Origin of the sequence: Bradyrhizobium elkanii WSM2783 (assembly GCF_000472865.1) — a bacterium.
In the GTDB taxonomy this organism is placed as follows: domain Bacteria; phylum Pseudomonadota; class Alphaproteobacteria; order Rhizobiales; family Xanthobacteraceae; genus Bradyrhizobium; species Bradyrhizobium elkanii_A.
This window is the reverse complement of record NZ_AXAP01000001.1, coordinates 261,327-287,519: the sequence shown is the minus strand read 5'-3', so window position 1 is coordinate 287,519 and position 26,193 is coordinate 261,327. Positions and strand designations below refer to the sequence as shown.

25 protein-coding genes are annotated in these 26,193 nt (G+C 59.1%); 2 read left to right on the top strand and 23 right to left on the bottom strand.

Annotation, left to right across the window (positions count from 1 at the left end):
* Window positions 1–23: 23 nt before the first annotated feature.
* From YY7_RS50275 to YY7_RS0101315, 15 genes are all read right to left on the bottom strand, one after another.
* A complete protein-coding gene (locus tag YY7_RS50275; RefSeq protein WP_051396426.1) occupies window positions 24–1,310 on the bottom strand; it encodes an MFS transporter in 1,287 nt (428 codons plus the stop codon).
* Between the two features lie 142 nt (window positions 1,311–1,452).
* Window positions 1,453–1,719 carry an aromatic ring-opening dioxygenase LigA gene (locus YY7_RS0101380; RefSeq protein WP_028161659.1) on the bottom strand — a complete coding sequence of 89 codons (267 nt, stop codon included), beginning with the start codon at window positions 1,717–1,719 and terminating at the stop codon, window positions 1,453–1,455.
* Complete coding sequence (locus YY7_RS50270) at window positions 1,716–2,555, bottom strand: extradiol ring-cleavage dioxygenase (RefSeq protein WP_196237200.1); 840 nt, start codon at window positions 2,553–2,555, stop codon at window positions 1,716–1,718. Before YY7_RS50270 ends, YY7_RS0101380 begins: the two co-directional genes overlap by 4 nt.
* Before the next feature lie 372 nt (window positions 2,556–2,927).
* Window positions 2,928–4,436, bottom strand: a complete 1,509-nt coding sequence (locus tag YY7_RS50265) for a tripartite tricarboxylate transporter permease (protein WP_035688755.1) — start codon at window positions 4,434–4,436, stop codon at window positions 2,928–2,930.
* 2 nt (window positions 4,437–4,438) lie between these two features.
* Window positions 4,439–4,939, bottom strand: coding sequence for a tripartite tricarboxylate transporter TctB family protein (locus tag YY7_RS0101365; protein WP_196237199.1), 501 nt, complete (start codon window positions 4,937–4,939; stop codon window positions 4,439–4,441).
* Between the two features lie 25 nt (window positions 4,940–4,964).
* Window positions 4,965–5,921 carry a Bug family tripartite tricarboxylate transporter substrate binding protein gene (locus tag YY7_RS0101360; protein WP_080663517.1) on the bottom strand — a complete coding sequence of 319 codons (957 nt, stop codon included), beginning with the start codon at window positions 5,919–5,921 and terminating at the stop codon, window positions 4,965–4,967.
* A 318-nt stretch (window positions 5,922–6,239) separates the two neighbouring features.
* Window positions 6,240–7,589, bottom strand: a complete 1,350-nt coding sequence (locus YY7_RS0101355) for an MFS transporter (protein WP_028161656.1) — start codon at window positions 7,587–7,589, stop codon at window positions 6,240–6,242.
* Between the two features lie 169 nt (window positions 7,590–7,758).
* The gene (locus YY7_RS0101350) at window positions 7,759–8,811 is read right to left on the bottom strand and encodes a leucyl aminopeptidase (RefSeq protein ID WP_028161655.1); all 1,053 of its coding nucleotides are present in this window, start codon (window positions 8,809–8,811) and stop codon (window positions 7,759–7,761) included.
* On the bottom strand, window positions 8,792–9,682 hold the full coding sequence (locus YY7_RS0101345; RefSeq protein ID WP_028161654.1) for an alpha/beta fold hydrolase: 891 nt from the start codon (window positions 9,680–9,682) through the stop codon (window positions 8,792–8,794). The genes YY7_RS0101350 and YY7_RS0101345 overlap by 20 nt, the downstream gene beginning before the upstream one ends.
* Complete coding sequence (locus YY7_RS0101340) at window positions 9,679–10,395, bottom strand: isochorismatase family protein (protein WP_028161653.1); 717 nt, start codon at window positions 10,393–10,395, stop codon at window positions 9,679–9,681. Before YY7_RS0101340 ends, YY7_RS0101345 begins: the two co-directional genes overlap by 4 nt.
* 33 nt (window positions 10,396–10,428) lie before the next feature.
* Window positions 10,429–11,640: an FAD-dependent monooxygenase gene (locus YY7_RS0101335; protein WP_028161652.1), complete on the bottom strand. Its 1,212-nt coding sequence runs from the start codon at window positions 11,638–11,640 to the stop codon at window positions 10,429–10,431.
* Window positions 11,641–11,678: 38 nt separating this feature from the next.
* Window positions 11,679–12,167: a (2Fe-2S)-binding protein gene (locus YY7_RS0101330; protein ID WP_028161651.1), complete on the bottom strand. Its 489-nt coding sequence runs from the start codon at window positions 12,165–12,167 to the stop codon at window positions 11,679–11,681.
* A gap of 1 nt (window position 12,168) precedes the next feature.
* Window positions 12,169–13,038, bottom strand: a complete 870-nt coding sequence (locus tag YY7_RS0101325; RefSeq protein WP_028161650.1) for an FAD binding domain-containing protein — start codon at window positions 13,036–13,038, stop codon at window positions 12,169–12,171.
* Between the two features lie 2 nt (window positions 13,039–13,040).
* A complete protein-coding gene (locus YY7_RS0101320) occupies window positions 13,041–13,490 on the bottom strand; it encodes a CoxG family protein (protein ID WP_028161649.1) in 450 nt (149 codons plus the stop codon).
* A 4-nt stretch (window positions 13,491–13,494) separates the two neighbouring features.
* The gene (locus tag YY7_RS0101315; protein ID WP_080663516.1) at window positions 13,495–15,753 is read right to left on the bottom strand and encodes a xanthine dehydrogenase family protein molybdopterin-binding subunit; all 2,259 of its coding nucleotides are present in this window, start codon (window positions 15,751–15,753) and stop codon (window positions 13,495–13,497) included.
* Between the two features lie 448 nt (window positions 15,754–16,201).
* On the opposite strand from YY7_RS0101315, the gene YY7_RS0101305 reads away from it, so the two are divergent.
* Window positions 16,202–16,669: a MarR family winged helix-turn-helix transcriptional regulator gene (locus tag YY7_RS0101305; RefSeq protein WP_028161647.1), complete on the top strand. Its 468-nt coding sequence runs from the start codon at window positions 16,202–16,204 to the stop codon at window positions 16,667–16,669.
* Window positions 16,670–17,390: 721 nt separating this feature from the next.
* Here the strand turns inward: YY7_RS0101305 and YY7_RS64740 are convergent.
* Complete coding sequence (locus YY7_RS64740; protein ID WP_349642647.1) at window positions 17,391–17,540, bottom strand: hypothetical protein; 150 nt, start codon at window positions 17,538–17,540, stop codon at window positions 17,391–17,393.
* Window positions 17,541–17,545: 5 nt separating this feature from the next.
* Window positions 17,546–17,692, bottom strand: a complete 147-nt coding sequence (locus YY7_RS64735) for a hypothetical protein (protein ID WP_349642646.1) — start codon at window positions 17,690–17,692, stop codon at window positions 17,546–17,548.
* 284 nt (window positions 17,693–17,976) lie between these two features.
* Here YY7_RS64735 and YY7_RS0101285 point away from each other — a divergent pair, with 284 nt between their 5' ends.
* Window positions 17,977–19,047, top strand: coding sequence for an AraC family transcriptional regulator (locus tag YY7_RS0101285; protein WP_245287145.1), 1,071 nt, complete (start codon window positions 17,977–17,979; stop codon window positions 19,045–19,047).
* Between the two features lie 84 nt (window positions 19,048–19,131).
* Here YY7_RS0101285 and YY7_RS0101280 read toward each other — a convergent pair whose 3' ends face one another.
* The 6 genes from YY7_RS0101280 to YY7_RS0101255 all read right to left on the bottom strand — a co-directional run bounded on the left by YY7_RS0101280 (window position 19,132) and on the right by YY7_RS0101255 (window position 26,068).
* Complete coding sequence (locus YY7_RS0101280) at window positions 19,132–20,364, bottom strand: ABC transporter substrate-binding protein (protein WP_028161644.1); 1,233 nt, start codon at window positions 20,362–20,364, stop codon at window positions 19,132–19,134.
* A 142-nt stretch (window positions 20,365–20,506) separates the two neighbouring features.
* Complete coding sequence (locus tag YY7_RS0101275; RefSeq protein ID WP_028161643.1) at window positions 20,507–22,378, bottom strand: AMP-dependent synthetase/ligase; 1,872 nt, start codon at window positions 22,376–22,378, stop codon at window positions 20,507–20,509.
* A gap of 1 nt (window position 22,379) precedes the next feature.
* A complete protein-coding gene (locus YY7_RS0101270; protein ID WP_028161642.1) occupies window positions 22,380–23,159 on the bottom strand; it encodes an enoyl-CoA hydratase/isomerase family protein in 780 nt (259 codons plus the stop codon).
* A 13-nt stretch (window positions 23,160–23,172) separates the two neighbouring features.
* On the bottom strand, window positions 23,173–24,306 hold the full coding sequence (locus YY7_RS0101265; protein WP_028161641.1) for an LLM class flavin-dependent oxidoreductase: 1,134 nt from the start codon (window positions 24,304–24,306) through the stop codon (window positions 23,173–23,175).
* Between the two features lie 226 nt (window positions 24,307–24,532).
* The gene (locus YY7_RS0101260; protein WP_028161640.1) at window positions 24,533–25,300 is read right to left on the bottom strand and encodes a creatininase family protein; all 768 of its coding nucleotides are present in this window, start codon (window positions 25,298–25,300) and stop codon (window positions 24,533–24,535) included.
* The gene (locus YY7_RS0101255) at window positions 25,301–26,068 is read right to left on the bottom strand and encodes an enoyl-CoA hydratase/isomerase family protein (RefSeq protein WP_028161639.1); all 768 of its coding nucleotides are present in this window, start codon (window positions 26,066–26,068) and stop codon (window positions 25,301–25,303) included.
* Window positions 26,069–26,193: the final 125 nt, after the last annotated feature.

Below are 26,193 nucleotides of genomic sequence, written 5' to 3'. Positions count from 1 at the left end.
TGATGTCAGTTCAGCATGTGATGTTAGGCGGGAAGAGCTTTGCCTCGTGTCTCGGGCAGCAACAGCAACGCCGCGATGGCGAGCACGTATAGAGAAACGAGCGACAAGACGGTGGCCTGATAACCTCCGAGCGTCGAGAACAAGAAGGCTGTCAGGATTGGCAAGGGGAAGGAGACCAACCGTGCAAGATTGAACACGACGCCGGATGCCGTCGAACGGATGCGTGTTTGGAACAACTCCGGCAGATAGATCGGCATCCAGGAAAAGACGCCCAGTGTAAAAACACCAAGAACGAACACGCAGCAGAGCGCGATCAGCAGACTCTGGGGCGCGAGATACATTAGCAACCCAGAGGCGATCGAGCCTAAAAACATCAGCAGCATGTATGGCTTTCGGCCGATCGCGTCAGCAATAAAGCCGGCGGCCACATATCCGATGATCGCACCGCCGTTGTACACCAGCGCGCTGATGCTTGCCCATGAGCTCGCCGTCAGGCCTTGCTTGGCGGCAATTGCACCGATGTACGGTCCGGTGAGCGCCGAGATTCCGTAGAATACCGAGACGGTAACAGTGGCGATGACAAGCGCCGCGAACGAATGCGTCAGAACTCGTCGATCGTCGAACATTTCAATGAGACTGAACCTACGCTTGGTATGACTTGCTTCATTACTCGCAGCAGAGCCGTGGACTGCCTCCAACCACAGTTTCGATTCGCCGACCTCTCTCCGGATGTAGATCAGGAAAAATGCAGGCAATACGCCAATCAGGAACATCCAACGCCATGCATCGGCGCCACCGTAGGGCTGGATAAAGAGCCACAGTCCCGCGGCAAGGAAGAAGCCGAAGCCGTATCCCGATTGCATGATGCCTAGTGCTTTTGCTCGCGCCGAGGCAGGCCACGTTTCGGCTACCAGTGCTGTCCCCGTGCTCCATTCGGATCCCAAGAACATGCCGGTGAGAAACCGAAAGGCGATCAGAGCGGTCAATGAATGGCTTAGAGCCGTAAGGGCAGTGAACGCGCAGTATCCCCCAATGGATATCATGAGCATCTTCCTCCGGCCGATGTAGTCGGCCAGGATGCTGCCGATCGTTCCACCGACCGCCCAACCCATAAGTGTACTTCCAAGCGCCGCACCAACGGCCAACCTCACTTCATCCGGCTTCGGGCTGTCCAACAGCGTCAGGACCGCCGCTCCTCCAACCAGAATCAGGGTGCTCGTTTCGAAACCGTCGAACATCCATCCGATGAAGCTGCTAAGCAGCGCTCTCTTTTGGACAGGCCCAATTTCATTCGGTTGCTCTATCTGCATGTATTCCCTCCTATGATTTGACACTGCAGCTCTTGGTGACTGCTCGCAGATGATCGTTCTGAGAGGAGTTGCCCTCCCAGTCCTTGTGTCGTCTATTGCTGTTACGAGCTCGGCGCGACGCTGACGTCGGCCGGAAGCGCGCTCAGTCCAGCGCTCCGGTGCGCATGCGGCGGTTAAAGACCGGCAATTTCAACCCGAACACCTCGAAGCGGCTGAGTATGAGGAGAAGAAAGCCAGAGGCTCCCTCTCGATTCAGGCGCCCCACATCACCAGCCAATAGCGCAGCGCGCTCTTCGTCGCTGAATGGCATAGATGAGACGGCAGCCTCGGGGCTCTCGAGAATCTGCCTTCGGAACTCCCTGTCGTGCAGGACGCGGCGACAGAGCGTATGGATGAGATAGATGTTCATGGCCGCTCGCTCCTGGTGTTCCAAGCGGCAAATGCGTTACCAAGGGCAGGTTGATTGATGAGGATTTGGGGAGGGCTTGCACCTACAATCCCCAGGGCAATAATCCAACTGAGAAGCTCTCCCGCCACATTACCCGCTGCGAGCATTCTCGCCTCAGTTGCCTGGGCTATCAGTTCATCATGCTCACACCGCGTGATCCGATCTAGCACCCATGATGCCCAAGGCGGATCAGGAATGCCGAACGTCTTGTCTACATCAACCCGCGGCCCTCCGATCTCGAGGCTGAGTGACCCACTGGCGACGATCGCAACACGAACGTCGCTATCCCAAGTACGGATGGCGGCTGCAATAGCGCGCCCTAATGCATAGCATCGCCTCGAGGTTGGCAGGGGCGGAACCACGCAATTGATGAAGATAGGAACGATCGGCAAGTTCATTGCCGGCGTCAGAAAGTGCAAGGGCACCAATGCGCCGTGATCAATCTCGAAATCGACTGATGAGGTAAAGTCGAACCCCTCTTTAATCAGATGAGACAAGACGTATCGGGCCATGTTCGCCTCGACCTTAAGGTCGTACCACGGCATGCCAGGGGTTTGATCGTTGGGACCTGAGGTTGTCTCGGCAATTCCGATCGCAAATGTTGGCCAAATATCAAAGAAGAACGTGTTAAAGTGATCATTGTTGACGGTGAAGATGACGTCTGGCTTTGCCTGATCCAGATGCTGCTTGATCTGACCAAAAAAGCGCGACGTCTCAGAGCGATCGCCATTGAGCTGAACCTCGGCGACGAAGCTGGGCGTATGCGGCACCGCATAGACCCCAACTAGCTTAGCCATGATCCCTTCACTCCTCCCGCTATGCATCTTCGTTTTTCGCCACGAGCCATGGCGTCTCAACATACGCATCGGTAGGCGAGCCGCGTCATCAGGGGCTAGTAGACCGCGCTTCAGATGTCTGAAATCTTTCACTACGCCGGTTCGTGAGAAGCCACCCCGCCGCGAAAACCACGGTCACAGGACCAAGGCCCCACAAAACCGACGCCGAGCCCCGCCGCCGCTGCGCCGCAACAAGGATCACTCGGCACGACGCAATCGTTGGACTCGTCACCGATCTCGCAATGGTGGTTGGACGACCATTTGCGCTTTCGGAGCGTCAGAGAAGCTTGGTTGGCGGCTTGCGCCGCATTCGAAGCGGTGCCGAACTATCCCTTACGATTGCTGCGAAAGGCGGTTCCCGCGCGTGATCCACACGGCAATGGTGGGACCGACGACTGCCACTACGCAAAGGGCCGAAAGCACGGCGCTGATCGGCCGCGTGACAAAGATCGTGAGATCCCCGCCGCTCAGGAACAGCGTTTCGCGCAACGCCTTCTCGAAGATCGGTCCGATCACTAAGCCGAGAATCATCGGGGCGAGATCAAAACCGATCTGGCGCAAAACCGACCCGACGACTCCGAAGCCGACCAGAACGCAAAGGTCCCAGTAGCTGTTTCGCATCGTGTAGACGCCGATGAAGCTGACGGCGAAAATGAAGGCGATCAATGTGTATTGCGGAACGCGCAGCAGCCGGACCCACATCCCGACCAGCGGCAAATTCAGGGCGAGCAACGCCACATTTCCGATATACATGGACGCGAGGAGGCCCCACACGACGTTTGGGTGTTGGGACAGCAGCAGCGGCCCGGGCTGTATGCCTTGAACGATAAGCGCCCCGAGCATCAACGCCACGTTCGGCGTGAAAGGAATCCCGAGACTCAGAACAGGCACCAGCGCGGAGGTTGCGACCGCATTGTTCGCCGCTTCCGGCCCGGCAAAGCCCTCGATCGCTCCCTTGCCAAACTCGTCCCGGTGCTTTCGGGCGATGGCCTTTTCGACTCCGTAGGAGGCGAAGGTCGATGTGAGAGAGCCCGGGCCGGGCAACAGTCCGATAAGAAAGCCGATGCCCGACCCTCGCACGATGGCTGGCCATGCACGCGACCACTCGCGGCGCGTCGGGATCATTTCCCGCAAACGCACGGTGGTGGCACGCGGAAATCCTTCGTTCGAGGCGAGGACGTGGAACAGCTCGCTCAGTCCGTACAGGCCCAGTGCGACCGGTACGAGATCAAAGCCCAATGCCAACGTACTCGTGTTGAATGTAAAGCGCGTGTCCCCACTGACGGCATCGACGCCGATCGTCGCCAGAGCCATGCCGATCAAAAGCATGACCATGTTCTGGGCTGGATCGTTTCCAGTGATGCGCACCAGCGTCAAACCGCCCAACAGCGCCAGAAGGCAGAACTCCGGAGACGAGAAGCGCAGCGCAACGTCGGCTAGCAGCGTGGTGAACAGGCTGAGCCCGACAATGCTGATCGTTCCGGCGATGAACGATCCCACGGCGCAAATCATCAAGGCAGCGCCGGCTCGTCCCTTTCTCGCGAACTCGTAACCGTCGATCGTCGTGACAATAGATCCGCTTTCGCCTGGGATTCTGAGGAGGATCGCCGTGGTCGATCCGCCGTACATGGCACCGTAGTAAATCCCGGCCAACATGATCAGACCGGTCACTGCGGAAAAATGGATCGTGATCGGCATCAGGATTGCCATCGCACCCAGCACGCCGAGACCTGGCAGAACGCCGGTGGCGGTGCCCACAAGCGCCCCGAGCAGTGCGGCCGCAATGTTCACGGGCTGGAGAGCCACGGCGAAGCCGCCAAGCATGTTACCGAGCAGATCCATGGTCAGCCCCTGAAAATGACAGTGAGAAGGGAGCCGAACGGCAGCGATACCTTCAAGCCCAATGAGAAGACAATCCAGAACGCAACAGGTGTTGCCGCGCTGAGAACGACGGCACTCGTCCATGGTGCGCCGGCAAGACGTCCCATCAACAGGAGGAAGATCCCGGTCGTCAGGAAAATCCCAAAGAAGGGCAGCCCGACGATGAACATCACGCAAAGGAAAAAGGCGACCCCGACGCGCAGCGCCGCGCTGCCCCGGGGCCAGGGACCGAGATCAGCAGATACGCCGCGGTTACGAACCGTCACCAATGCGCCGAATAGCACCCAGCAGACCGCCACCAGGACGGGTACGGCGCCGACGCCCGTTCCCGGTGGGTCGCCCATCGGCAGTTCGATGGCCTGATAAAGATAGAACAGTCCCGCGACCGTCAGGATGAGCGATGTGAGCCTGATTCCGGTGGTCGATGCCGGAGCATTGGCCGCTGTCGAAGCCTCGGTCTTCATGACTATCGCCTGGTCCATCTGCGGCCTACTTTCCGCTCGGAGTCGATGGAGCCGTGGCGTTGAATATCTCCGTGAACTGACGGGTCATCTTCTCGCCATCGGTGAATTGCACCTGAATGTTCTGAGCGGTGAGCACCCGCATAAAGTCGGGATCGGACACGGCCTGCTTCACGGCCTCGACGAGAACGCGACGTTTGGCCTCAGGAATTCCCTTCGGAGCATAGACCACGTAGTCGCTGGTCGTGACGACGTCGTAGCCCAGTTCCTTGAACGTCGGGACATCCGGGTTCGAGCTCATCCGCTCGGGACCGAACACCGCCAGCGGACGCGCTTTTCCGACTTCGACCTGGGCCTTCAGCCCCGGCCAGGTGAGCGCCGCAAGTTCGGTGTTCTTTCCGAGGAAGGAGGCAACGCCGTCCGCATCGCCGCTATAGGGGACGAACCTCACGTTGATGTTCGCCTTCTTGGCGAAAGCGTCCCAAGTGTACTGGTTGATTCCGCCCGCAATGCTGGCGACCTTCAGCTTCCCGGGGTTCTCCTTCGCGTACTTCACCACGTCATCCAGCGTCTTCAACGGCGAGTCCGCCTGAATGCAGATGGTGTTGTAGACGATGCCAATGCCGCCCAGAATATCGTACGTGCTGGGGTTTCCCCAGGACAATCCCTTGACCGTATGCACGGCGATCGTCATCGGACTGTTCGTTGCGACACCGATCTGGTATCCGTCCGGCTCGGCCGTGACCACGGCGGTGACACCGCGCGTTCCGGCTCCCCCGGCAATGTTCTCAATCGCAACCGGTTGCTTGAGCGGCTTTTCAAGTGCTCGTCCGAGCGCGCGGGCAATCGCGTCCGATCCGCCGCCAGCGCCGTAATTGACAGTCAGGGTGACCGGCTTCGTGGGAAACGGGTCGTCGGCAGCTTGCGCGAGAGACCCGGCAGGGGAAAGACTGGCAGCGATGGTCATTACAACTAACATGCGCATCTTGAGTGATCCTCGAATTGTCCGACGAATGATCTAAGGCCGGCTATCGACCAAGCGCGCGCTCAACTCTGGACGCGCAAGTTCGCCCTTATCCAGGAGCCGTTGACCCAAGATCAGCGAGTGTAACGATATTTTGATCATTACTTGTGTACAAGCACAAAACTTGTTCGCAAGCGCAAAACTTGCAAGCAGTGCCTGGCGATTTTGAAAGCGCTGTGCCGTCCCGTCAGCGGGTGTGCATGAGTTCCGCCGCATGCATCGACGAGACAAGCGGGTCGACAACGCCTATCTCGCCGGTCAAGCGTCCCTCCACCAGGGTCAAACACCCGACACCGAAGCGGCCTTCATTGTGGGTTCCGTTTCCATGTCGACCTTAAAGCCCTTCGCGGACAAATCGCGACCGAGGGTCTCTGGAAGCAGAAGAGAGGCGATAATGAACACAGTCGCAGCAGGAAGGGCCACCGCAACCATGCCGTTGAGCAAGCTTCCACCGAAGTGAGCGGCCGCAAGAGGCACAATCACAGGCGCTATGCTGCCGAGCCCGCGACCGCCCATATAGAACGTCGACACCGCCGTCGCACGCAGGTTGACCGGATAGAGCTCGGATATCCAGACACCGGTCACGCCCAGCGCCACATTGCCCATGCCGAAGCCGATGTAGAGCCAGAACATCGGCCATTCAGTCTTCGATCCGGCGTAGAGCTGGCTGCCCCAGACGGCCATACCGACCAGAGACCCGACCCAAAACAGCGCGGGCACAAGCGCTCCGAAGCGGCGGCCAGCCCTGTCGTTGAAAAAGCCGTTCGCGAGATAGCAAATGCCGCTGACCACGGAGAGCAGAACTGCCGTCGTGCGAACAACATCACCCGGCGTATGCATATCCCGCAGCAGCAGCGTCGGAATAAAGGAGACGACGCTATAGTAGCAGAGCATGTAGCTCATCAGCCATACGAAGGCGATGACGGTCTGCCGTGCCAGCCCGTTGCGGAATAGATCCGCAAGAGGAAGTGTACGAGCTTCTGCAGTAGCCCGGCCGGCCTTGCGTTGCGCCTCATACTCCAGCCAGATCTTGGATTCAGGCATGAAGAAGCGAATGAAGATAATCAGCAGGATGGGTACGCCGCCACTCAGCAGGCCGATGCGCCAGCTCCACTCGTCGCTAAACGTCGCAATCAGCCAGATGCCAACGATTGAAGCTGTGGATGACGCGATCACAGCACAGCCTTGAAGGGCAGCCGCACCAAAACCGCGGCTGTTCTTCTTCCAGGCCTCGTTGAAGAGCACCATGCCGACGCCGTACTCGCCGCCAAGACCAATGCCGGTGATGAACCGTAGCACGGCAAGGGACCAGTAATTCCATGCGAACGCCGAAACGATCGCGGCAACCGAAAACAATGCGGTTGTGAGTTGAAGCGAGGTCTTTCGGCCAAGTCGATCACCGATGACGCCGAATAGCGCTCCGCCGATGGCCGATCCGAACAATGTGAGAGCTTGCAGCGAACCGACCTCGGTCAACGATAACGACATCGATCGCTGAATCGCAGGCAAGAGGAACGGAAATATCAGAACGTCGTAGAAATCGAGTATGTAGCCCAGCATCGCTGAGATCATAATCGAATACCGTTGCCCCGGCGTGTAGTCTTCCGAACTCGAGATGGTTGCCGACATGTGACGCGTTTCCTGTTGGAGGATTGAAGTCGATAGACGTGCCCGAGACGCTTGCCGCGTCTTTGAGAGTCGAAATGCGACTTTGGCATCGTTGGGAGTCGCGAACGCGGCTCCGGTATCATTCGGAGTCGCATTCGCGACTCCGGGTTGCGTGCTTGATGTGCAGGGCCTAGCGGCCCGGCGCCCTCAGCTCCGGATAAGCAAACTCGCCCTTGTCGAGGATGTGGATATCGTCGAGCCACAGGCTGCAGCCGCGAAGCGGGATGTCCAAATGACACGGCGTGTCATTCGTACCGCCGAGCTCCGTGTTCGGCCCCGTCGAGAACAGGACGTTTCCGTAGAAGGAGAGCGCATTCATGATGTGCTCCGACGACAGCTCCTGGGAAGCCGCGATGTGGTGCCAGGCGGCACGCTCGTTCGACCCCCAGCCGATATGCGAGATCGCCCAGCCGCGCGGATCGCCGAAGCTGTCGATATAATTCTTGATGAGCAGCGCGTCGGTGCCTTCGCCCTTGAGGTCGACGATATAGCCGTCCTTGATGGTCAGCGTGACCGGCGACTGGATGTAACGCTTGAACGCGCAGAGGATATCACCGGGCATCAGCACCACCGTGCCGTTGACCTCGCCGTCGGTCGCCTGAGTGAAGGCAAAGCCTGACGGGAAGTGATCCCAGCGCCCAGGCTCATCCGTGTATCCGTATTCGGAAATGACCGGGTATTGCTTCAGTCCATAAGTTACGTCCGTTCCGCCCGGCGACGTGATCCGCATTTTGCGGGCCGACTGCAGGAGGGTTCGAGAGAGCTCCGTTCGCCGGCGCAGATCTTCAGTCGGGAACATCTTCTTGAGGATGTGGAATGGCTCCATCACGCGCAAGATGCGCGTGCCCGCTTCCTGAATTTCGAGCTGCTCACGAGAGAACAGCAACCCCAGGAGATCGATCACCATATCGACGCGCTTGAGCGTATCGATCGCCGGCTGGTTGCCCGTGAGCGCGTGCCGGCCCTGCAAGCCCGCGACCTTGCCCTGGCCGTATTTGGGCACGTTGAGATGAAAGGTCGTTGCGCCCAGGCTCTGCGCGGCCAGCATGAAGGCCTGGGCGTATTCCTGCTGATCCTCGCCGCCGCTCAGGACCGCAACGACTTCGCCCTTCTTCACCTTGCAGAGTGCCAGCTCGGCCTTGAAGAGCTCGAGCATTTCAACATCAACGATTTGTCGGGACATCTTCACTGATCTCCTGTTTGCCGAACCTAGACAAGCGGCCGTCGAACCGATCGCGCGGTCGCGCTAGAAGCTCTTCAACGATCGAAAGGAAGCCCTCGGTATCGTCGATTTGCATTTGGTGACCGGCGCTTCGCAGCATCCTGATCGCGATTGACGGCAGCAATCCGCGAATTTCTTCTTCATCTTCGGGCAGAATGACCCCTCCCCGCCCCGCGACGATCAACGCGGTCGGAACGCTGAGATGGGCGAGGTCGCGATGAATGTCATCGTGATGAAAGCCCTTGTGGCTCTCGATCAGCGCACGCTCGTCGCAGGTATGCATCCACTCGGCCCGGGTGCGGATGTGCTGCTCGGGCCACCGCGGAGCAGAGGGGCTTCGCAGCGCCGCGTCGGCTTCTCCGCGCTTCGCGCTTCCAAGCAATTTGAGAAGCGGTTCGACCGGAATCGGATAGGCGCGACGTCCAGGACCTGAGACCGGCGGGTCGACCAGTATCAGTTGCTCCATGGACGATGGGCGGCAACGTGCGGCGCGGATCCCGATGCGTCCACCCATCGAGTGGCCCAGCAGCGCGTAAGGGCCCATTCCGAGCTCTTCAGCGAACCCGATGAGGTCGGATGCGCATGCGTCGAGCGAATAGTCGAGATGCGGGCCGCTTTCGGAAAGGCCGCGACCGCGGACATCGAGCACGAAAACGTCGTGTCCGGAGCACAGACGCTCTGCGATGAAGGCCCATTGCGCCGCAGTCGTCGAGATGCCGGGGACAATAATGACCGCCGGCCCGGACCCGCCGAACCGCAGATAATGCTGCCGAATGCCGTTGGCACGCACATGCGCGCCGTAAAGCAATCCGGATGCCGCGGCGCCGCTCACGTTCTCTCATCCTCTGTGTGGTCATCCGACAGCGCGTGAAGCCGCTCGATAGCGGCCTGCGTCGGCATGACGTCCGCGTATTTGCTGGCGATATCGAACAGGTTGACGGCGTGGGACGTGGGCGAGCGGTCGTAGACGGCGTCGCTCGGCACAATTGATTTGAAGTTCAGCGCGCACGCATCCACGACCGAGGCCCGCACGCAGCCGCTGGTCGTGCAGCCGGTCACCACCAGCGAGTCGACGCCGGCACCGATCAGATACGTCGCAAGCGGAGTGCCGAAGAACGCGCTTGCCTGAGTCTTCGGCAGGAGCAACTCGCCGGGCTCCGGAGCCACCTCGCGGACAAAGTCATAGCCCTCAGGCGGGATCCGCATGATACCCGGAATCTTCGAGGAGAACGCGCCCTGGTCCTGGCCCACCTTCCGTGCGACATGCGGGAAAATTACCGGCCACTTCTTCTCGCGAAACAGCCGCACCAATTCGGCGATGTGTGCGATGGCGTGCCAACCAGCTTCGCCGCAGCTAGTCGGGTATTGCTTGATCGCTTCGCGGATCGGCATCGGCCGGTTGCCGACCGAGCGATACTGCACGTCGATGACCAGCAATGCCGGTCGTTTGCCGAATCCCGCCGCGCCACCCAGCCCGGCGAGGGCATAGGTCTCGCGCTCGTCCAGCGGTATCACATCGTCCCAGGGTTGCTTGGTGCCAGTCACTGTTGCGCTCCAGCGGTCACAATCGTGAGCATGTCAGTGAAGCGGTACGGTGGTCGCATCGTACTGGTAGATCCAATCGTACCGCGCAGCCGTCGCTTCCGGCGCCCACTGGGTCTTGATGTAGTCACCTGCCGTTTCCGGCTTGCACAGCGCCTGATTGTGGAAGATCGGCAGCATGCCGGCCGCGGACTTCGTGACCATGGTGGTGCGATCGAGCCGCAGGCCCTGATACGTCTTGAATGCCACCGCGATGTCATCGGGATTCTCCTCGAAGCAGCGGGCGAGGACGGATGCATCCTCCAGGGCCATGTTCACACCTTGCCCGAGGTACGGCAGCATCGAATGGCAGGCGTCGCCGAGCAGGGTGATGCGTCCCTTCGACCACGTACCCAGCGACGGCCGCACGAACAGGCCCCACTTGTTCAGGGTATCCACGTTCCTGACCAGCTCGACGATGTCCGGATGCCAGCCCTCGAAGTCCTTCAGGCAGTCCTCGACCGAGCCCTTCTCCGACCAGGACTCGAGCAGCCAGTCGTTATGGTCGACCTGGCCCGAAAAGGTCATCATGACCGTGTTCTGCCAGCGCACCGGGTAGGCGGTGACGTGGGCGGTGGGCCCGATCCAGGTTGCCACCTCGGGTTCGCGCTGATGCGGCGCGAGGCGGTCGACCGGCACGAGACCACGCCAGGCGATGGCCTTCGTGTACTGGCTCTCGATGTTGCCGATCAGGCCAAGACGGACCTTCGAATGAGCACCGTCTGCCCCGATCAGGGCGCGCCCTTCGACTTCGGAGCCGTCAGCGAGCTTGGCCCGGACCCCTTCGTCGTTTTGACTGAACCCGACAACGTGGGCGTTCAGATGAATGGCGCCCGGCTTCAACTGGCGCACGCCGTCAGCGAGAATCTTCAGCAGGTGAGCACGCAGCAGCAAATAGGGCTGGTTGCGCGCCGCGTCGGAGCTGCGGTTGTAGAGGGGCCACCGATCACCGGTGTTCCAGAGCCGGATCGAGCGTCGCTCGGCTGCGATGCAGTTCTGCTCGACCTGTTCGGTGAGGCCGAGATCCCGAAGAACGCGCACGCCGTTCATGGAGATCCAAAGACCCGCTCCCACCTCGCGCAACTCGGACGCTTGCTCAAATACATCACAATCGATGCCGCGACGAAGCAGCGATAGCGCCATCGCCAAGCCGCCAATGCCGGCGCCGGCAATGAGGACGCTTGATTTATTGACCTGTTCAATGCTCATGACATCTCCAAACGATAATTGCGCTGTCTCGCAACGGGTTAGGCGGCATCTTCGGAGACTTGCTCGGCGGCAAGGCTCCTTACGGCCTCGAAAATCTTGGTGTACCCGGTGCAACGGCAGAGGTTGCCGTGCAGGTAGTGACGGATTTGTTCGTCGGTCGGGTGCGGCGTCGCCTTTAGCAACGCCGTGACCGCCATGATGAAGCCCGGCGTGCAGAAGCCGCACTGAAGGCCCCCGTGAAGCACGAACGCCTTCTGAATCCGTGACAGGCCATCGGGCGGCGTCACGCCCTCGATGGTCGTGACCTCGCGCTGATCGACATCGACGGCGAGTGTGGTGCAACTCGAAATCGGCTCACCGTCGAGCAGAACGGTGCACGCGCCGCACACCTCCATGTCACAGGAACGCTTGGTTCCCTTCAAGCCAAGGCGATCGCGGATAAGGTCGATCAATAGCGTATGGGTTGGAACGTCGATCGCGATCGCCTGACCGTTCAACGAGAATGAGATTGGCAAGACATCTGTCATTTCACGCGCTCCCGGCCGCGGCGATCGCTTCTTCCGCGTTTCGCAGAAGCAAGACACCTGCAAGGTGCCGCTTATAGTCGGCGCCGCCATGCCGATCCTCGTTGACTTCCAGCTCACCCAGCGCCGTCGGGAGCACCGCCTCGATAGCCGGGCGGACTTCGGCGACGGATATGCCCTGGAGGACATCTTCGATGGCCTTCAAAGGCTGAGGTCGAGAACCGAGCGCTCCGACCCGCACACGGGCGCTTCTGATCGTCCTTCCGCCGGAGCCCAGCGACCAGGCCATCGCGACATTTACCGAGGGCCTCTCACCATGCTTGAAGCGCCGATAGGTCACAGGTCCGGTCGGGCGCGGAAACACAATGACCGTCAGTACCTCATCCGGCTCCCGCACCGTTTCCAGCTCACTCCGGATGAAATCGTCAGCGTGAACGACACGCGTGCCGCCGGGGCCATTAAGCACCAGCCGTGCGTCCAGCGCCGCGAGCATCGTCGGCGGATCGGCGTGGGGCTCTCCGAAGCACAGATTGCCTCCGATCGTTCCGACGCTGCGGACCCTGACGTTCGCGACGTTGGCGCAGAGCGAGGACAGCGCCGGCACATGCTCGCGAATAACAGGATCACCGGCGATCTTGTTGTGCGTACAGCGCGCACCGATTTCGATGTCATTCGCATCGTTGAGAACAATGCGATCAAGTCCAAGGATTCCCTTGATATCGATAAGCCGGTCCGTATGGATGACGCGCATCTTCATCGCCAGCAGCAGTTCGGTTCCGCCGGAGTAGAACATGCCGTCGCCGGACTCTCGGACCGCACGCACGGCGTCGGCGATCGTCGAAGGCCTCTCGAATGCGAAGGGTGAAGGCAGCATGATCAGGCCGCGCCCAACATTTCTTTGAGCCGCTTCTCGAACTCCTCGAAGTTCTGATCGACGCGACGCTTGATGACGCCGAACCCCATAGTCGCGAGGCGACCTTGCACGTCGACCTTCGCGTCCACCGCGAATGTGGACCCCGCCCCTTCCGGCGTCACGGTCACGTCGAGAACAACCGCCAGCCTCGTCCCGGTGATCTTGTCGCGACCCGTGGCGCGCGTGCGGACGTGAGACGGCTCCGTTATCGATTCAACGATGATGTCGGCCGGGACCTCGAGCTTGAAGGGGCCGATCTTCTGTTTGACGGTCGCTTTGTAAGTTGCAAGCCGCTCGATTTCCTCGACGTTTTCGCAGCCGGGGATGCAACCCGATATGCGAGGGACGTCGAGCAGCGTGCTCCAAAGCTCCGCCGGCGTCGCTGGCACGACCATCGACATATTGAATTCCATGAATTCAGCTCCTCTTCTGCAGGGCGCGCCATACCTTTTCGGGCGTCATTGGTAGGTCGGTGATCCGAATGCCGTAGGTGGAGAACAGCGCGTTGGCGATCGCTGGCGCGACCGGAAGGATCGCCCCCTCGCCCATTCCCTTGGCGCCGCCTGGACCAGGACCGTCGCCGTTTTCGACAAGGATGGTGTCAAACACGGCAGGAACGTCGGAGATGCGCGGTATCGAATAATCGATCGGCGTCGCATTGATCGGCTGGCCATCCTCGAACTCCAGCACTTCATAAAGCGCGTGTCCGAGGCCCATGATGGCAGCCCCCTCGTCCTGCCCTTCCGCCGCGACGCGATTGATCACGCGGCCGACGTCAGCGGCGCTGGCATATCGGGGGACATGGATCTCGCCGGTGTCTTCATCGACAACGATTTCAGCGAGGCCCGCGGAAGTCTCCCAGAACAGAGGGGACTCGACCAGGGCGCCGTTCTTCGAGCGCGGCGTAATCGCACCGCGGCCGATGACCTCTCCCGAATCGACACCCAACGTGCGGTGAAAAATCTGATGGAAAGTGAGAACCTCTGATCCGGTCGAGACACCGCCCTCAACAAGCGACAGGTTCTCCCGGGGAAGCTCCCAGACGTCAGTAACCATTTCGAGGATCTGATCAGCCGCGTCGAGTGCGGCATTTTCGACGGAAAGGCCGACGACAACGGTCGATCGGCTTGCGCCTGTGCCCCAATCGTAAGGGGCCACGGAGGTATCGGTGCGCAAGACGGTTACCGCCGAGATCGGCTGCTTCAAGGTCTGCGCCGCGATCCGTCCCATGGTCGCGTGCGCCCCCTGGCCGACTTCGATGCTGGAAACCGAAACGAGGATCGACCCGTCGATCTTGAGACGTACGATCGCGTTACTGATCGGCGTATTGGCGGGATCGGTTGCGGCGACTGCCAGTCCGCGCGCCTGCCGGTTGGACGCCTTCACCTCCGATGCGAACGACTGGGTCACCCGGCCCATCAGATCGCTCATATCCATATCGAGCGGCCGCAAATCGGGGCGGATACGTTCTCCGCGGGACGCCAGGTTCAGCAACCGAAACTCGGCCGGATCCATGCCGATTGCCGCCGCGACATTATCCATGTGCGATTCTTTGGCCCAAACAGCTTGCGGCCCCCCGATCGAGCGGAAAGCCGCACCTGGAACGGTGTTCGTGTAGACCGCACACGCCTCGAGGCGCAGATTGGGCACCACGTAAGGGCCGATGATGCGATTTGCCGAATTCGTGGCGACGGCTGAGCCTGTGTCGGAATATGCCCCGCCATCGAGCAGCAGTTTGGCGGTCTTCGCGAGGATCCGCCCCTTGGCGTCCACCGCCGTTCGGATCGTGATGTCGGCGCCCAGCCTTCGGCAGGTGAGCATTGATTCAGTCATGGATTGGGCAACGCGAACCGGGCGCTGCACCTTCCACGAAGCGGCCGCAACCAACGGCTCGATCTTCACCGAGGCCTTGCCGCCAAAGCCTCCGCCGACAAACGGAACGATGACGCGGACCTTGGCCAACTGCAGTCCGTAGAGCCGCGACAGCACTTTCTGAACAGCGGTCGGCGTTTGTGCACCTGCCCAGACCGTCAGGGAGTCCCGCTGGAAATCCGCAATGACCGCATGCGGCTCCATTGCGAAGTGAGAAATCGCCGGGAAGGTGAAACGGTCTTCGTGGATGTACGCCGCGGCCGCCTCCGCGCCGTCAACGTCTCCGACGTTGTTCCGGTAAGTATGGAATATATTGCTGTTCTGGGTCGGCCGGGCCCCGCCCTTGAAGTAAAAGTCTTCGAGATTTTCGTGGCGCTCATGGATGAGCGGCGCATCTTCCGCAATGGCTTCCTGGATGGTCGTTGCGCGCGGAAGCTCCTCGTATTCGACATCGACCAATTCTGCGGCATTTTCCGCGATCTCGACCGTCTCCGCGATCACTACGGCGACGGGTTCGCCCACATATCGCACACGGTCGGTGGCGATGATCGGCCGATCCTTAAGCACAACGCCCCAGCAACCGAACGAAGCGACATCTTCGCCGATGAGCACGTCCACGACGCCGTGCATCGATCGTGCAGCGTTCGTATCGATCGAAACGATGCGGGCATGAATGGCCGGCGAGCGAACCACAAACCCATGCAGCATTCCCGGAACCGTCAGGTCGGTCACGTACTCGGCGCGCCCCGTGACCTTCTCAATCAGGTCGGGTCGAACGGAACTCATGTTGTCAGTTGCCGACATCCGCAAATCCGATGGTATCTGGATGCCTCCGCCGAAGATTGCAGGGCCTGCTTGGCTCCTCACGAAAGCAATCCGCGGACGCTAAGCCATTTATCACTCGTATGCAAGTGCTACGCTTGTACACAACTGATGAGATCGTGTGGATCGGCCCGAGAATGGAGACAGGGCGCGACAAGTCGCTTGCACCCAATGTTCTCCGCCGCGCGGTTTCAATCCTTCGATGTCCTAGATTTCAGCGCCCGGAAGACCGATGCGCCGGAAAAGGGGCAACCATCGCCGAAGCGCCTCGACGCGGCAGAGCGCGATAAGGCAGACTGAGGTCGAACAAAGATGGATTCCTGAGTTCAACGAATGTAGACAATCGACCAGCGCCGAAGACTTTCGGAGCTGAACAGTCACACTCTTCTAAAAATGAGCTCAGGCAACGTACCGCGAGGGGACGAAAGTCGTGCAATCGAAAACAAAGGCGCGCTCGGCGGAGAAGCTGAAGCAAGCTGTACAGTCCTACAGGCTGGATGACGCACCGGGCTTCTTATTGCGCGTCGCGCTCCGTACTCACACGTCCATCTTTGCCGCGAAGATGATTGAAGAACTAACTGCACCCCAATTCTCAACGCTGGCGAAATTGAGAGAGGTCGGACCTTGTTCTCAAAACCACCTAGGACGGCTGATTCACTACGACTCAGCCACAATCACCGGCGTTATCAATCGTCTCAAATCACGCGGCCTGATCAAGAGCTCCAAGGATCCCTTGGATCCAAGACGGCGGGAAATCGATTTAACTGAAAAGGGCACGCGGGTAGCGGATGCCGCGATCGAGACTGTTGGTGAGATTTCAAGCGAGACATTCGCTCCCTTGACCCGGGAAGAATTTCGAACGCTTACCGAACTCCTCAAGAAAATCATACGCCGCTGAACCGGCAGTGGTCCACATTGACGATCATCGATGAGCCGAATCGTTGGCCAATCGTTTCAGCCGACTGCGGTGAGACAAGATGGCCCGGCGATGGAGCCGGGCCAAGTAAAGGGAGGAAGCGAAAGATGGTGATCTCTCGCGAAACGCCGAATGCGGATTTCGATCGAAGACAGCTCAACGAACGATCTCAGCAGCAGAACTATCAGACATTCCGCACAGCATTTTGTGCTGAAGACGATGCCACTGCATAACTTTTCCGGCATCTCCATCGCACAGATCTCAGTCACATACCGACTCCGACACTGCCACGCGAAGATATTCTCTGAGTGGCTATCCTCAATTGTTTCTGCGTAGCGTGCGGATAATCTTTGTTCTGAAGCGCGCCAGGTCGAAGAAAAGTTTTGGCACTCTCTTAACCGCAACCGCTTTGCCATCGATTGCGAGATGTAGAACTCGGACCAATCTAGCGAGACCGATTTCCATAAATGCCTCCCGAACATGTAGGTCATTGGCTATCGTGAGCTGGTTGTTCACTACGACGATGGACGACGCTAGATTAGGCTCCCTCTCCAGAACGAAGTCTCGGCATGCTGCCGCAAACTCCTCCTCCTGAGCGCTCAAAGGTATGCTGAAGACACTCCGAGCATCTTCCGCCATATTCCGGGTCCTTTATGCCAGCCGGCGGCGGGACAGCCGCATGCCGCCTTTCGCTTTTCGATTTCTAATGGCTCACGCGCTTCGGCGCTTTCTTCCCGCTCGGCAACACGTCCATGCAAACACCTTCATAGATTTCCGCAGCCATGCCTATCGTCTCTCCAAACGCAGGATGCGGATAAATGGTCTTGCCGGTATCAATCGCATCGGCGCCCATCCCAGCTATATCTCTCCGATCATGTCGCCAGCGTGCGGGCCAACGATGACGCCGCCGACAATGCAATGCGTCTCCTGGTCGAAGGTCAGCACTTCGTCATTCCACGATTGCGCATTGGCCACCTTGATCGGCGGATCGATGTGAACGGTCATTCTCGTTGGTTCCAGCGAACTCCTTCCTTGGTAGCATTGAGTTGCACGGCATGTTTTGCCGAAGATCCAACCCATCTGACAGAATGCGCAGCTAAAGGGGGCGCGCTATCGCCTATACCCGGCATTCTCTGCCGCACCGCGCATAGGAACAGAGCCGATAAGAACTCTTCTGCACGGAGACGGGTGAAACGCGCCATTCTGCCACGGCCGGATTCGCACGCATGAATTGCAGTCGCTTTCGTCGCGCAACTGGGTGGAGGCTCTGTCAACGATCCGCAGGCAGGATGCCAAGCGGCGACCGCGACCACCAGGGACCGATCGCCTCGCGGCCGCGCGCCGGACGGGCCGCATTCAGTGTTCTGCCGCGAAATTTTTCCTCCGCCGCACTACTTTTCCGTGACGATCATGTTTCAGCGAGCTATCCTTTGAGGGGATCCTTCGCCTTATCGCCGCCCGACAGATTGGAACTGCAGTTTCAACGAGTGAATTCGATGCGCAAGTCACCCGCTTTTGAAACGGATGACGGCTTTGCCCGAATGAATTTGCCGGACCTTCGGATCAATTACGATCCGATCGATCCAGACCAGTTCGACCGACCAGTCGTCTCCTTCTGCCTCGAGACAGGTCAGGACAACGACGAGCTACCACTTCATTCGCACAAGAAGGGGCAGCTGGTGGTCGCCTCTCATGGATCGGTCATGTGCCGTGTACCGGGCGGATTATGGATCGTTCCGCCGCAGGGTGCCGTATGGATACCCGCCGGCGTTCTGCACAGCAACTGCGTGTCAGACAACGGAAAAGTCTACGTCGTCTTCATTGATCCGCAGGCAAGTACGCTTCCAACTACCTGCTGCACATTCACGATATCGTCGCTCGTCCGCGAGTTGATACATCGATTGTCCGTATTTCCGCCCTTGTATCCGATCGAGGGACCGACAAGTCGACTTGGGCGCGTATTGCTCGACGAACTGGTGCAGATGTCCACCGAACATATGTACCTACCTATCTCCTCCGATAGTCGACTTCAGCATCTGGCCGCCTCCCTTCTCAATGATCCTGCCGATCGGAGTACGGTCGAGGAGTTGGCTGCTCGATATGCGATGAGCGAGCGCACATTCGCCCGTCTGGTATTCAAGGAAACCGGGCTGACGTTCGGGCGCTGGAGACAGCGGCTCCACATCTTAGTTGCGTTGCAGCGACTATCGGACGGATCTTCCGTCCAGGCCGTGTCACTCGATCTGGGCTATGAAACGCCTAGCGCCTTCATAACCATGTTCAAGAAGACAATGGGTAAGAGCCCCCGTCGCTTCCTCGCTGAGCGGTCCAGCTTCGCCAGCCGGGAGCCGTTCGTATAACGCGATAATCGGAGAGTCAGAGAGCTCGACCATCGAAGAGCTGCGGCCCCGGCGCGATTGTCGGGGCCGCATCGCATCTCTCGTTTACCGCGCGCTGAACGGAACCAGCGGATACTGCAGTTCCGCCTCCGCAACGGCCCGCGGCGAGACCACACGGGGCCTTCCATTCTGGGCCTGCAGCATGGTTATGTCGCTTCCCGTATTCTGGCCGGTAGCATCGAATTTGACCTTGCCGCTCGACATCAGGAACGGCGTCATGTCAGTCACCTTGAGCGCAGTATGGATTGCGGCAGACTCCGGGGAAGCTGCGCGGGTCACCGCATCTCCGACAATCTGCACGGCTTCGAACGCACATCCCGCGTTTCCATCGAACCAGTCATTTGGATAGTCGGCGGCGAACCGCTTGAGAATGGCTTCGGTGTCCGGTGCCTTCGGGTTGCACCACAAGCCCGTCGCGATTCCGCCGTCGCCATATTTGCCCAGCGCGTCGTAATACGCTTTGTCCTGCACGCCGTTGGAGTTCGGCGAGAAGATCATCTTGGGATTCCACCCCTGCTTGATGCATTCCCGGATGATCATGATGGCGTCATTGACGCGCGTCACCGACACAAGCGCATCGGCCCCCGACGCCTTGGCCTTCGCGACCTCAACCGAGAGGTCCTTGGCCCGCTCGTCATACGGAACGTACTGAGCGATCTTCACCGGAACGTTCTCTTCCTTCCAGGCCTGATCGATGCTTGCCGCGGTCGATTGGCCCATCGTGTTGTTGAGATGTAGAACGGCAACGCTCGTCGGCGGATCCTTCAGCGTCGACAGGACCGACTTCAAGTCGGCGAGAGACTTCCTGACGATCGTCAGCGACGTGGGGTAGTAGCGAAAGACCTGGGTGAACCCTTGCGATGTCACCTGGGTCGCGCTTGCGATATGCACCACCATCGGAACGGCTGCGGCCTCCGCGGCCTGAAGCGCCGAGATGGTTGCTCCTGAGTCCCAGGCTCCAATGAGTACCGTGCAACCTTGCCTGATGAGGCCTTCGGCGGCGATTCGCCCGTTCTCCGGTCTGCTCTGCGTATCCGCATGGATGATTTCGATGTCGATTCCGAACTTCTCTTTGGCGAACTTCGCACCAACATTGATACCACGCACGCAAGCCTGTCCGGGGAACGCCAACACACCGCTGCTGGGCATGATCGCGCCGACTCGCACCTTGGCGGGGGTCGCCGCCTTGACCGGCCACGATACAAGCCCGGCAGCGATGGCAACGCCACCGCCGAGTACGGTGCGGCGCGTTATCCCGTTTCCGATGCGATTCTTCATGTGATGTCCCCTTCTGTTGACTGCAATGAATATTGAGACGGTTCGGTAGGAAACTTTATGGACAACCGTGCGCGTTGAAGCTCGAAAGCTGCTGCGAGGCGCGCCCGACACGTATGATTTGCGTAAGCGGCAATGGTTCAGATCACATTCCCATCTCGGTCTTGATCAGGTTCTCTTCGGTGTCGTCGTAAAGCGTATCGATCAGCGACCGGTATCGTTCCATCAGTTGCTTTCGGCGCTTTTTTCGTGTCGGCGTCATCACGCCATTCTCCGGAGACAGCTCCTCCGGCAGTATTCGAAAGGCCTTGATTTGCTCGGCTCTCGCCAGCCGGCTGTTTGCCTTGGCAATCTCGCCTTCAATCATTCGGACGACCACCTCGGAATTCGCCAGGTCCGAATACTGCGCGATCTTGAGATCGCGCGATTTCGCCCAATCCATCGTCGCGGTCGCGTCGACTTCGATCAACGCGGTGAGATACTTCTTTCCTTCTCCAATCACCGCCGCTTCGGAGATGAACGGACTATGTCGGATCTCGTTTTCGATCTGGGTCGGGCTAATTGACTTCCCGTTGGAGGTATTGATGATTTCCTTCTTGCGATCAATCAGCTTGAAAAGCCCGGTCGGCCCGACTTCGACGATATCTCCGGTATAGAGCCAACCGTCCCGCAGAGCCGACTTGGTTTCCTCGGGCTTATTCCAGTATCCAACAAAGAGTCCCGGTCCGCGGGTGATCATTTCCCCGTCTTCAAGAACCGCTGTCTCCCACGCCGGATCCTCCAAAGGCACTCCGACGGTACCGGCCTCAGGCCATTCTGCCATCTGGACCAGGTTGGCTCCGACCAGTTCTGTCTGGCCGTAGCACTCCTTGAGCTGAAGTCCCCACAATTGCCACAGAGACATCAATTCGGAAGGCATCGCCGCCGAAGACGTGAAGGCAACCGTGAGTTCTTCGAATCCGACTTCGGCAAGCAATGGACGGAATATATGTTTCCGGCAGACCTCGAAGAGCCCGGATATGAAGGGGTCTGGCTCACCACCAGCCTGACGATCATCAAGCGCCTTGCGGGCGATCTTCATCGCGAATTGATAGTCCTGCTTCTGCCTCGCAGATCCGGAATGAACCTTGCTGAGGATCTGCGTGGCAAACCGCTGAAAGAACCGCGGCGGCGCCATGAAGTAGGTCGGCCTGACTTCCCTGATCGTTTGAGCGAAATCCGCGCTCGTCTCGCCAAAATACGGAACCATTTTTGCGATCAATGGCATTGTCGTGGCTTGCGCGCGCGCAACGGTATGCGACATCGGCAGATGGACGACAACGCGATGCGTGTCGGTGCGCATGCGCGTGGTAAACGTCGTCACGCAGTGCGCGCCGGCGAGCAACGAGAGATGGGTCAGCATCGCACCTTTCGGGAAGCCTGTAGTGCCGGAGGTATACCCGATGCTCGCCAGATCACTGGCCTTGGCTTTCGCTGCCTGCTCCCGCAAAAATGCGTCGGTGTCGACTGGAGCCGTTCCACAAAATTCCTTCAGGGAGACGACATTTGCCGCTCCGCCGGCCCCGTTCCATGCACCATCCAGCATGATGATCTTTTTCAGCTTTTCAGCCTGGCCGGATCCAAGGACGATGCCCAGCTGAAGCTCGCTGCCGACGAAGGCAAAGGACGCTCCGGAATCGCTCAGATAGTAGCCGACTTCTTCCGGCGATGAGGTAAAGTAGACACCGACCATTACTGCGCCGGCGCAGATCGTCGCCATGTCCGCAAGCAGCCACTCCTGGGACACGTCCCCCATGATGGCGATGCGGTCGCCGCGCTCGAGCCCGGCTTTCTGCAGGGCGACCGCCAGGCTCGCGACCCGATCCGAATACTGCTTCCACGTCACGGCGATCCACTCGCCGTGACGCTTCTGATGATACGCGACCGTGTCCGGGCGTTCCGCTCTTCGCGCGCCCAGAAGCTGCGGAATGGTCACGTCGACGAGTTGAGCTCCCGACGTAAGGGATTCGACGTTCATCTTATCGCTCCGCGAAGCGCTTCCGCTTCTCCGCAAATGCGGCTACAGCCTCACGACGCTCTGGCGATGCGAAGGTAAGCATCTCCAGCGCGGCCGAAGTATCGAGAAGCAGGTGTGCGTACTGCTTGATGATCTTGTTGACGCTGTATTTCGTCCAAATGATCGATTCCTGCGGGCCCCCCGCAAGCATCTCGGCGTATTCGATCGCAGCGTCTTTGACGTCCCGGTTCGAAATGACTTCGTTGATCATCCCCATCGACGCCGCCTTCTCTGCGGAAATGAAATCGCCCGTCATGAGATAGTGTTTCGCGCGCACAGGCCCCATCAAGAGAGGCCAGATCACCGCACCACCGTCGCCCGCGACGACGCCGGCGGTTACGTGCGTATCAGCAAATCGCGCGGTCGGGTTTGCGAAGATGACGTCGCAAAACAGGGCGAGCGTTGCGCCAAGCCCGACGGCAACGCCGTTGACCGCCGCGATGAGCGGCACCTCGACTTCGAGCATATTGCGGATAAGGTGACGTCCGCTCCTTGTCGGCGACGGAAGCTTGCCCTTGTCGAGCGACTTCTGATCGCCGCCCGAACAGAAGCCGCGTCCCGCACCGGTCAGCACGATCGCACGGACCGACTTGTCCTTATCGAGATCCACGAAGACCTGCTCCAGTTCTTCGTGCATGTCCCAATTGATCGCGTTCAGAATTTCCGGCCGGTTCATCGTCACGACGGCAACGCCGCTGGCGCGCTTCTCGATGATCAGATACTTGTAGCCATGCTGTTGCATTGGTCTTTCCCTTTTATTTCTTCTGAGGCCGCATAGCTCGAATTTGCCCGAGGATGTCTTCCGTGGGCCGCACGACGTTGTTTCTGTCGTTGAAATGGGGAATCACATAGCGCCCGACCATCTCGATCGCTTCCATGATCTTCTCGTGATTCACCGAATCCAGATGAAGAAGCACCTCGTCGATCCCGAGCGCCTGGAACTTTTCGATCTGGCGAATGACGGTGTCGGGGCTTCCGCAGACCGTCGTCGCGGAGTGGTTAAGCAGGTAGTCCCAGTCCTTTGCGGCACGTTCCATCGCTGGGACGCTTTCGCTCATGTACGCATAGTCATCAGCAAGTTTCGCCAGGCGGGGATACGCGTCGGTGGAGATCCTCGCATAGTGCATCAGAGGCTCAGCGTAGTCGTCCTTCGCCTTCTGGTCCGTGGGGCCGATGCCGAAGAAGAGCGGAATGCCGATGCGAGGACGCTCAAGCGGGCCGAATTCGTCCCGTCTCCAAGCACTGCGATACGCGTTGATCAGCCTTTCCTGGATTTCCCATCCTTGGTAGATATTGCTGCTCATCACGGCCAGCCCTTCGGAGCCGGCCCAGCTGTGACTGCGTTCGCTGGTCGCGGCAATGCCGATGACCGGATGCGGCTTCTGAACCGGCTTCGGGACAAGCATTCGCGGTGGAATCTGGTAATATTTGCCCTCGAAAGTGAAGATATCCTCGCGCATCGACTTCTTCAGAAGCGCGAGACCTTCCTCCATCTGCGCAAGCGTTTCACTTGGATCGACATTGAACGCGCGCATTGCGATGGTCGTATTGGCACGGCCGCCGTAAAACTCCATGCGGCCGTGGGATAGGATATCGGTGACCGCCAATCGCTCTGCCGACCGCAAAGCATGATTGATCCTGTGCGGCATCAGGGTAACCGCGGACCGCAGCTTCACGCGCGATGTCACTGCGGCGAGGTAGCCATACACGACTTCAGGCGCTGAGCTCGAGATGCCACCGAGCGCTACGTGCTGCTCGGAAAGCGCGACGCAGTCGAACCCGACTTTTTCCGCGAGGCGCACCTCGTCCACCAATTCATGAAGTCGGCGAGCATAGCTCTGCCCGACCTGGGTTTCTTGCTCCGACCAAAACCCGAACGTAAGTGCCATCTTTTAAATCCTCTGGGAGATTCGAGATCGGCACAGCGTTTCATAGGCGGAGCAACATTTTCGTCCGAATGCTGGTCGTCGTTACATAACTTTCCAAATTTTGTGCTGTAAGCAGCCAGACTACGCTCCCGTCCCTGACCAACACTTGTTGCGGGCCGCAACGTCGTTTTCCTTCGCTGGCAGATTCCTGTGTTGGCGGCACGCATGAGGTGCAACCGGCGTCAACTTATTTGCCGAACGAGGCGGCCAGAAGATCTGTTATCGCCTCAAGGCATCGCTCGCCGATTTCGACGGTCGAACCATGCGGATCGCCAATGACGCCGTTTTCCGTGATCGACCTGATCCCATTCTTCCACATGGAGTGAAGCTGCTCTTCAGATAGCGCGCCTAGATGTCCCACTTCGAACCGATCCAGCCGCACGCTATCGGGGCGGAGACACATCATGAGAGATGTCTCCGCTATATCGGCATGCCCGCCGACTGCATTCGGGTCACCTCCGGCATCTTTAACGGCGCTTCGCCACCTGTCGATCCAAGCGATAGAGTCACAGAATGCGTCGATCTCAACATCTTTCGGAACCGCGCGCCTCAACCGAGGAAGAATGTCGCGCAGGACGGGAAAGTTTCCGATATGTCCGGAGAAGAGCAGAATCCGCCTGAAACCATGCAGCGCGAGACTTGTGCAGTAGTCCAGGCAGATTGCTTCAAACGTTTCCGGTCGAAGGGAGATGGTGCCGGGAAAGACAAGATGGTGAGCTGAACAGCCGACCTTGATCGTAGGGGCTATCAGGGCATTGCCAAGATGCCGCGCCACTTTCGCCGCGAGCGCGTCAGCGTGATCGGCATCCATGCAAAGCGGAAGATGCGGTCCATGCTGCTCGACAGCGCCGCATGGGATTAGGACCGTCGAACTTCCTTGCGCCAGGGCAGCCGATACCTCCTCGAAGCTCATGAACTCCAGGCGGATTTCTTCAGGAGATGCCAATGCGGTCATTCATTCCTTCTTTGAATTCTTCGATAGAAAGCGGGCACGCGCGTCCGCTGAACTATTCTCGGTCAGATAAGCGTTGAGATCTTCAATCGTCATCACCTCGAGCGAGGCGTCATCCATTTGTCCTGTCAAGTTCAACGAGCGCTTGATCGCGGCAAATAGCTTTTTCTCCTTTCCGCGAAGATGCTTGCATACCTCCACGGCACGGCCCATCACTTTCGCGGTGGTTGTGATCTCGTTGATCGCGCCAATTTCGAGCGCTTTCTGCGCGTCGACTAACTCGCCCCAATAGAGCAATGCTTGTGCTTCACGAAGCCCCAGCTTCTGGACTGCTTGCCGCATTCCTTTGGCTGCGGGCAAGAGGCCGTGGTTGATTTCCGGAAACCCGATCTTGCACTCGCGATTTGCGACGACGTAGTCGGCATGAAGAAGAAATTCGAACGCCCCTCCGACCGCATACCCTCGCACGGCACATACGACCGGGCCTGGATATCTCTCCATCTCGCAAAGAAGCGCATGGAAGACCCTCATGCGGGGTCTAGATATTTCGAGGCCGGCCACTTCCTTTATGTCGCCGCCCGCACTGAAGAATCGATCACCTTGACCCGTCAATACAATGCCTGGCGGCGACACTTGAGTAGACAATGCACGAATAGTGTTCAGCAAGCGATTGATTAGTCCGTTATTCACGGCATTTGCTGGTGGCCTATTCATGGTCAGCGTGACTATGTCGAGGTCGCGCTCGATTATGAGGTCGTCATCGTTTTCCATAGGGAAAGCTTAAGCGACATGCCTCCGAATTGATTGCTGTACACCGTTTCCGTGTCAGCGCATATCGACACAAACGGTCGCTGGAGCGCCGTATCGCGGCATTTTCTGCTCCGGCTTTCCGGCGT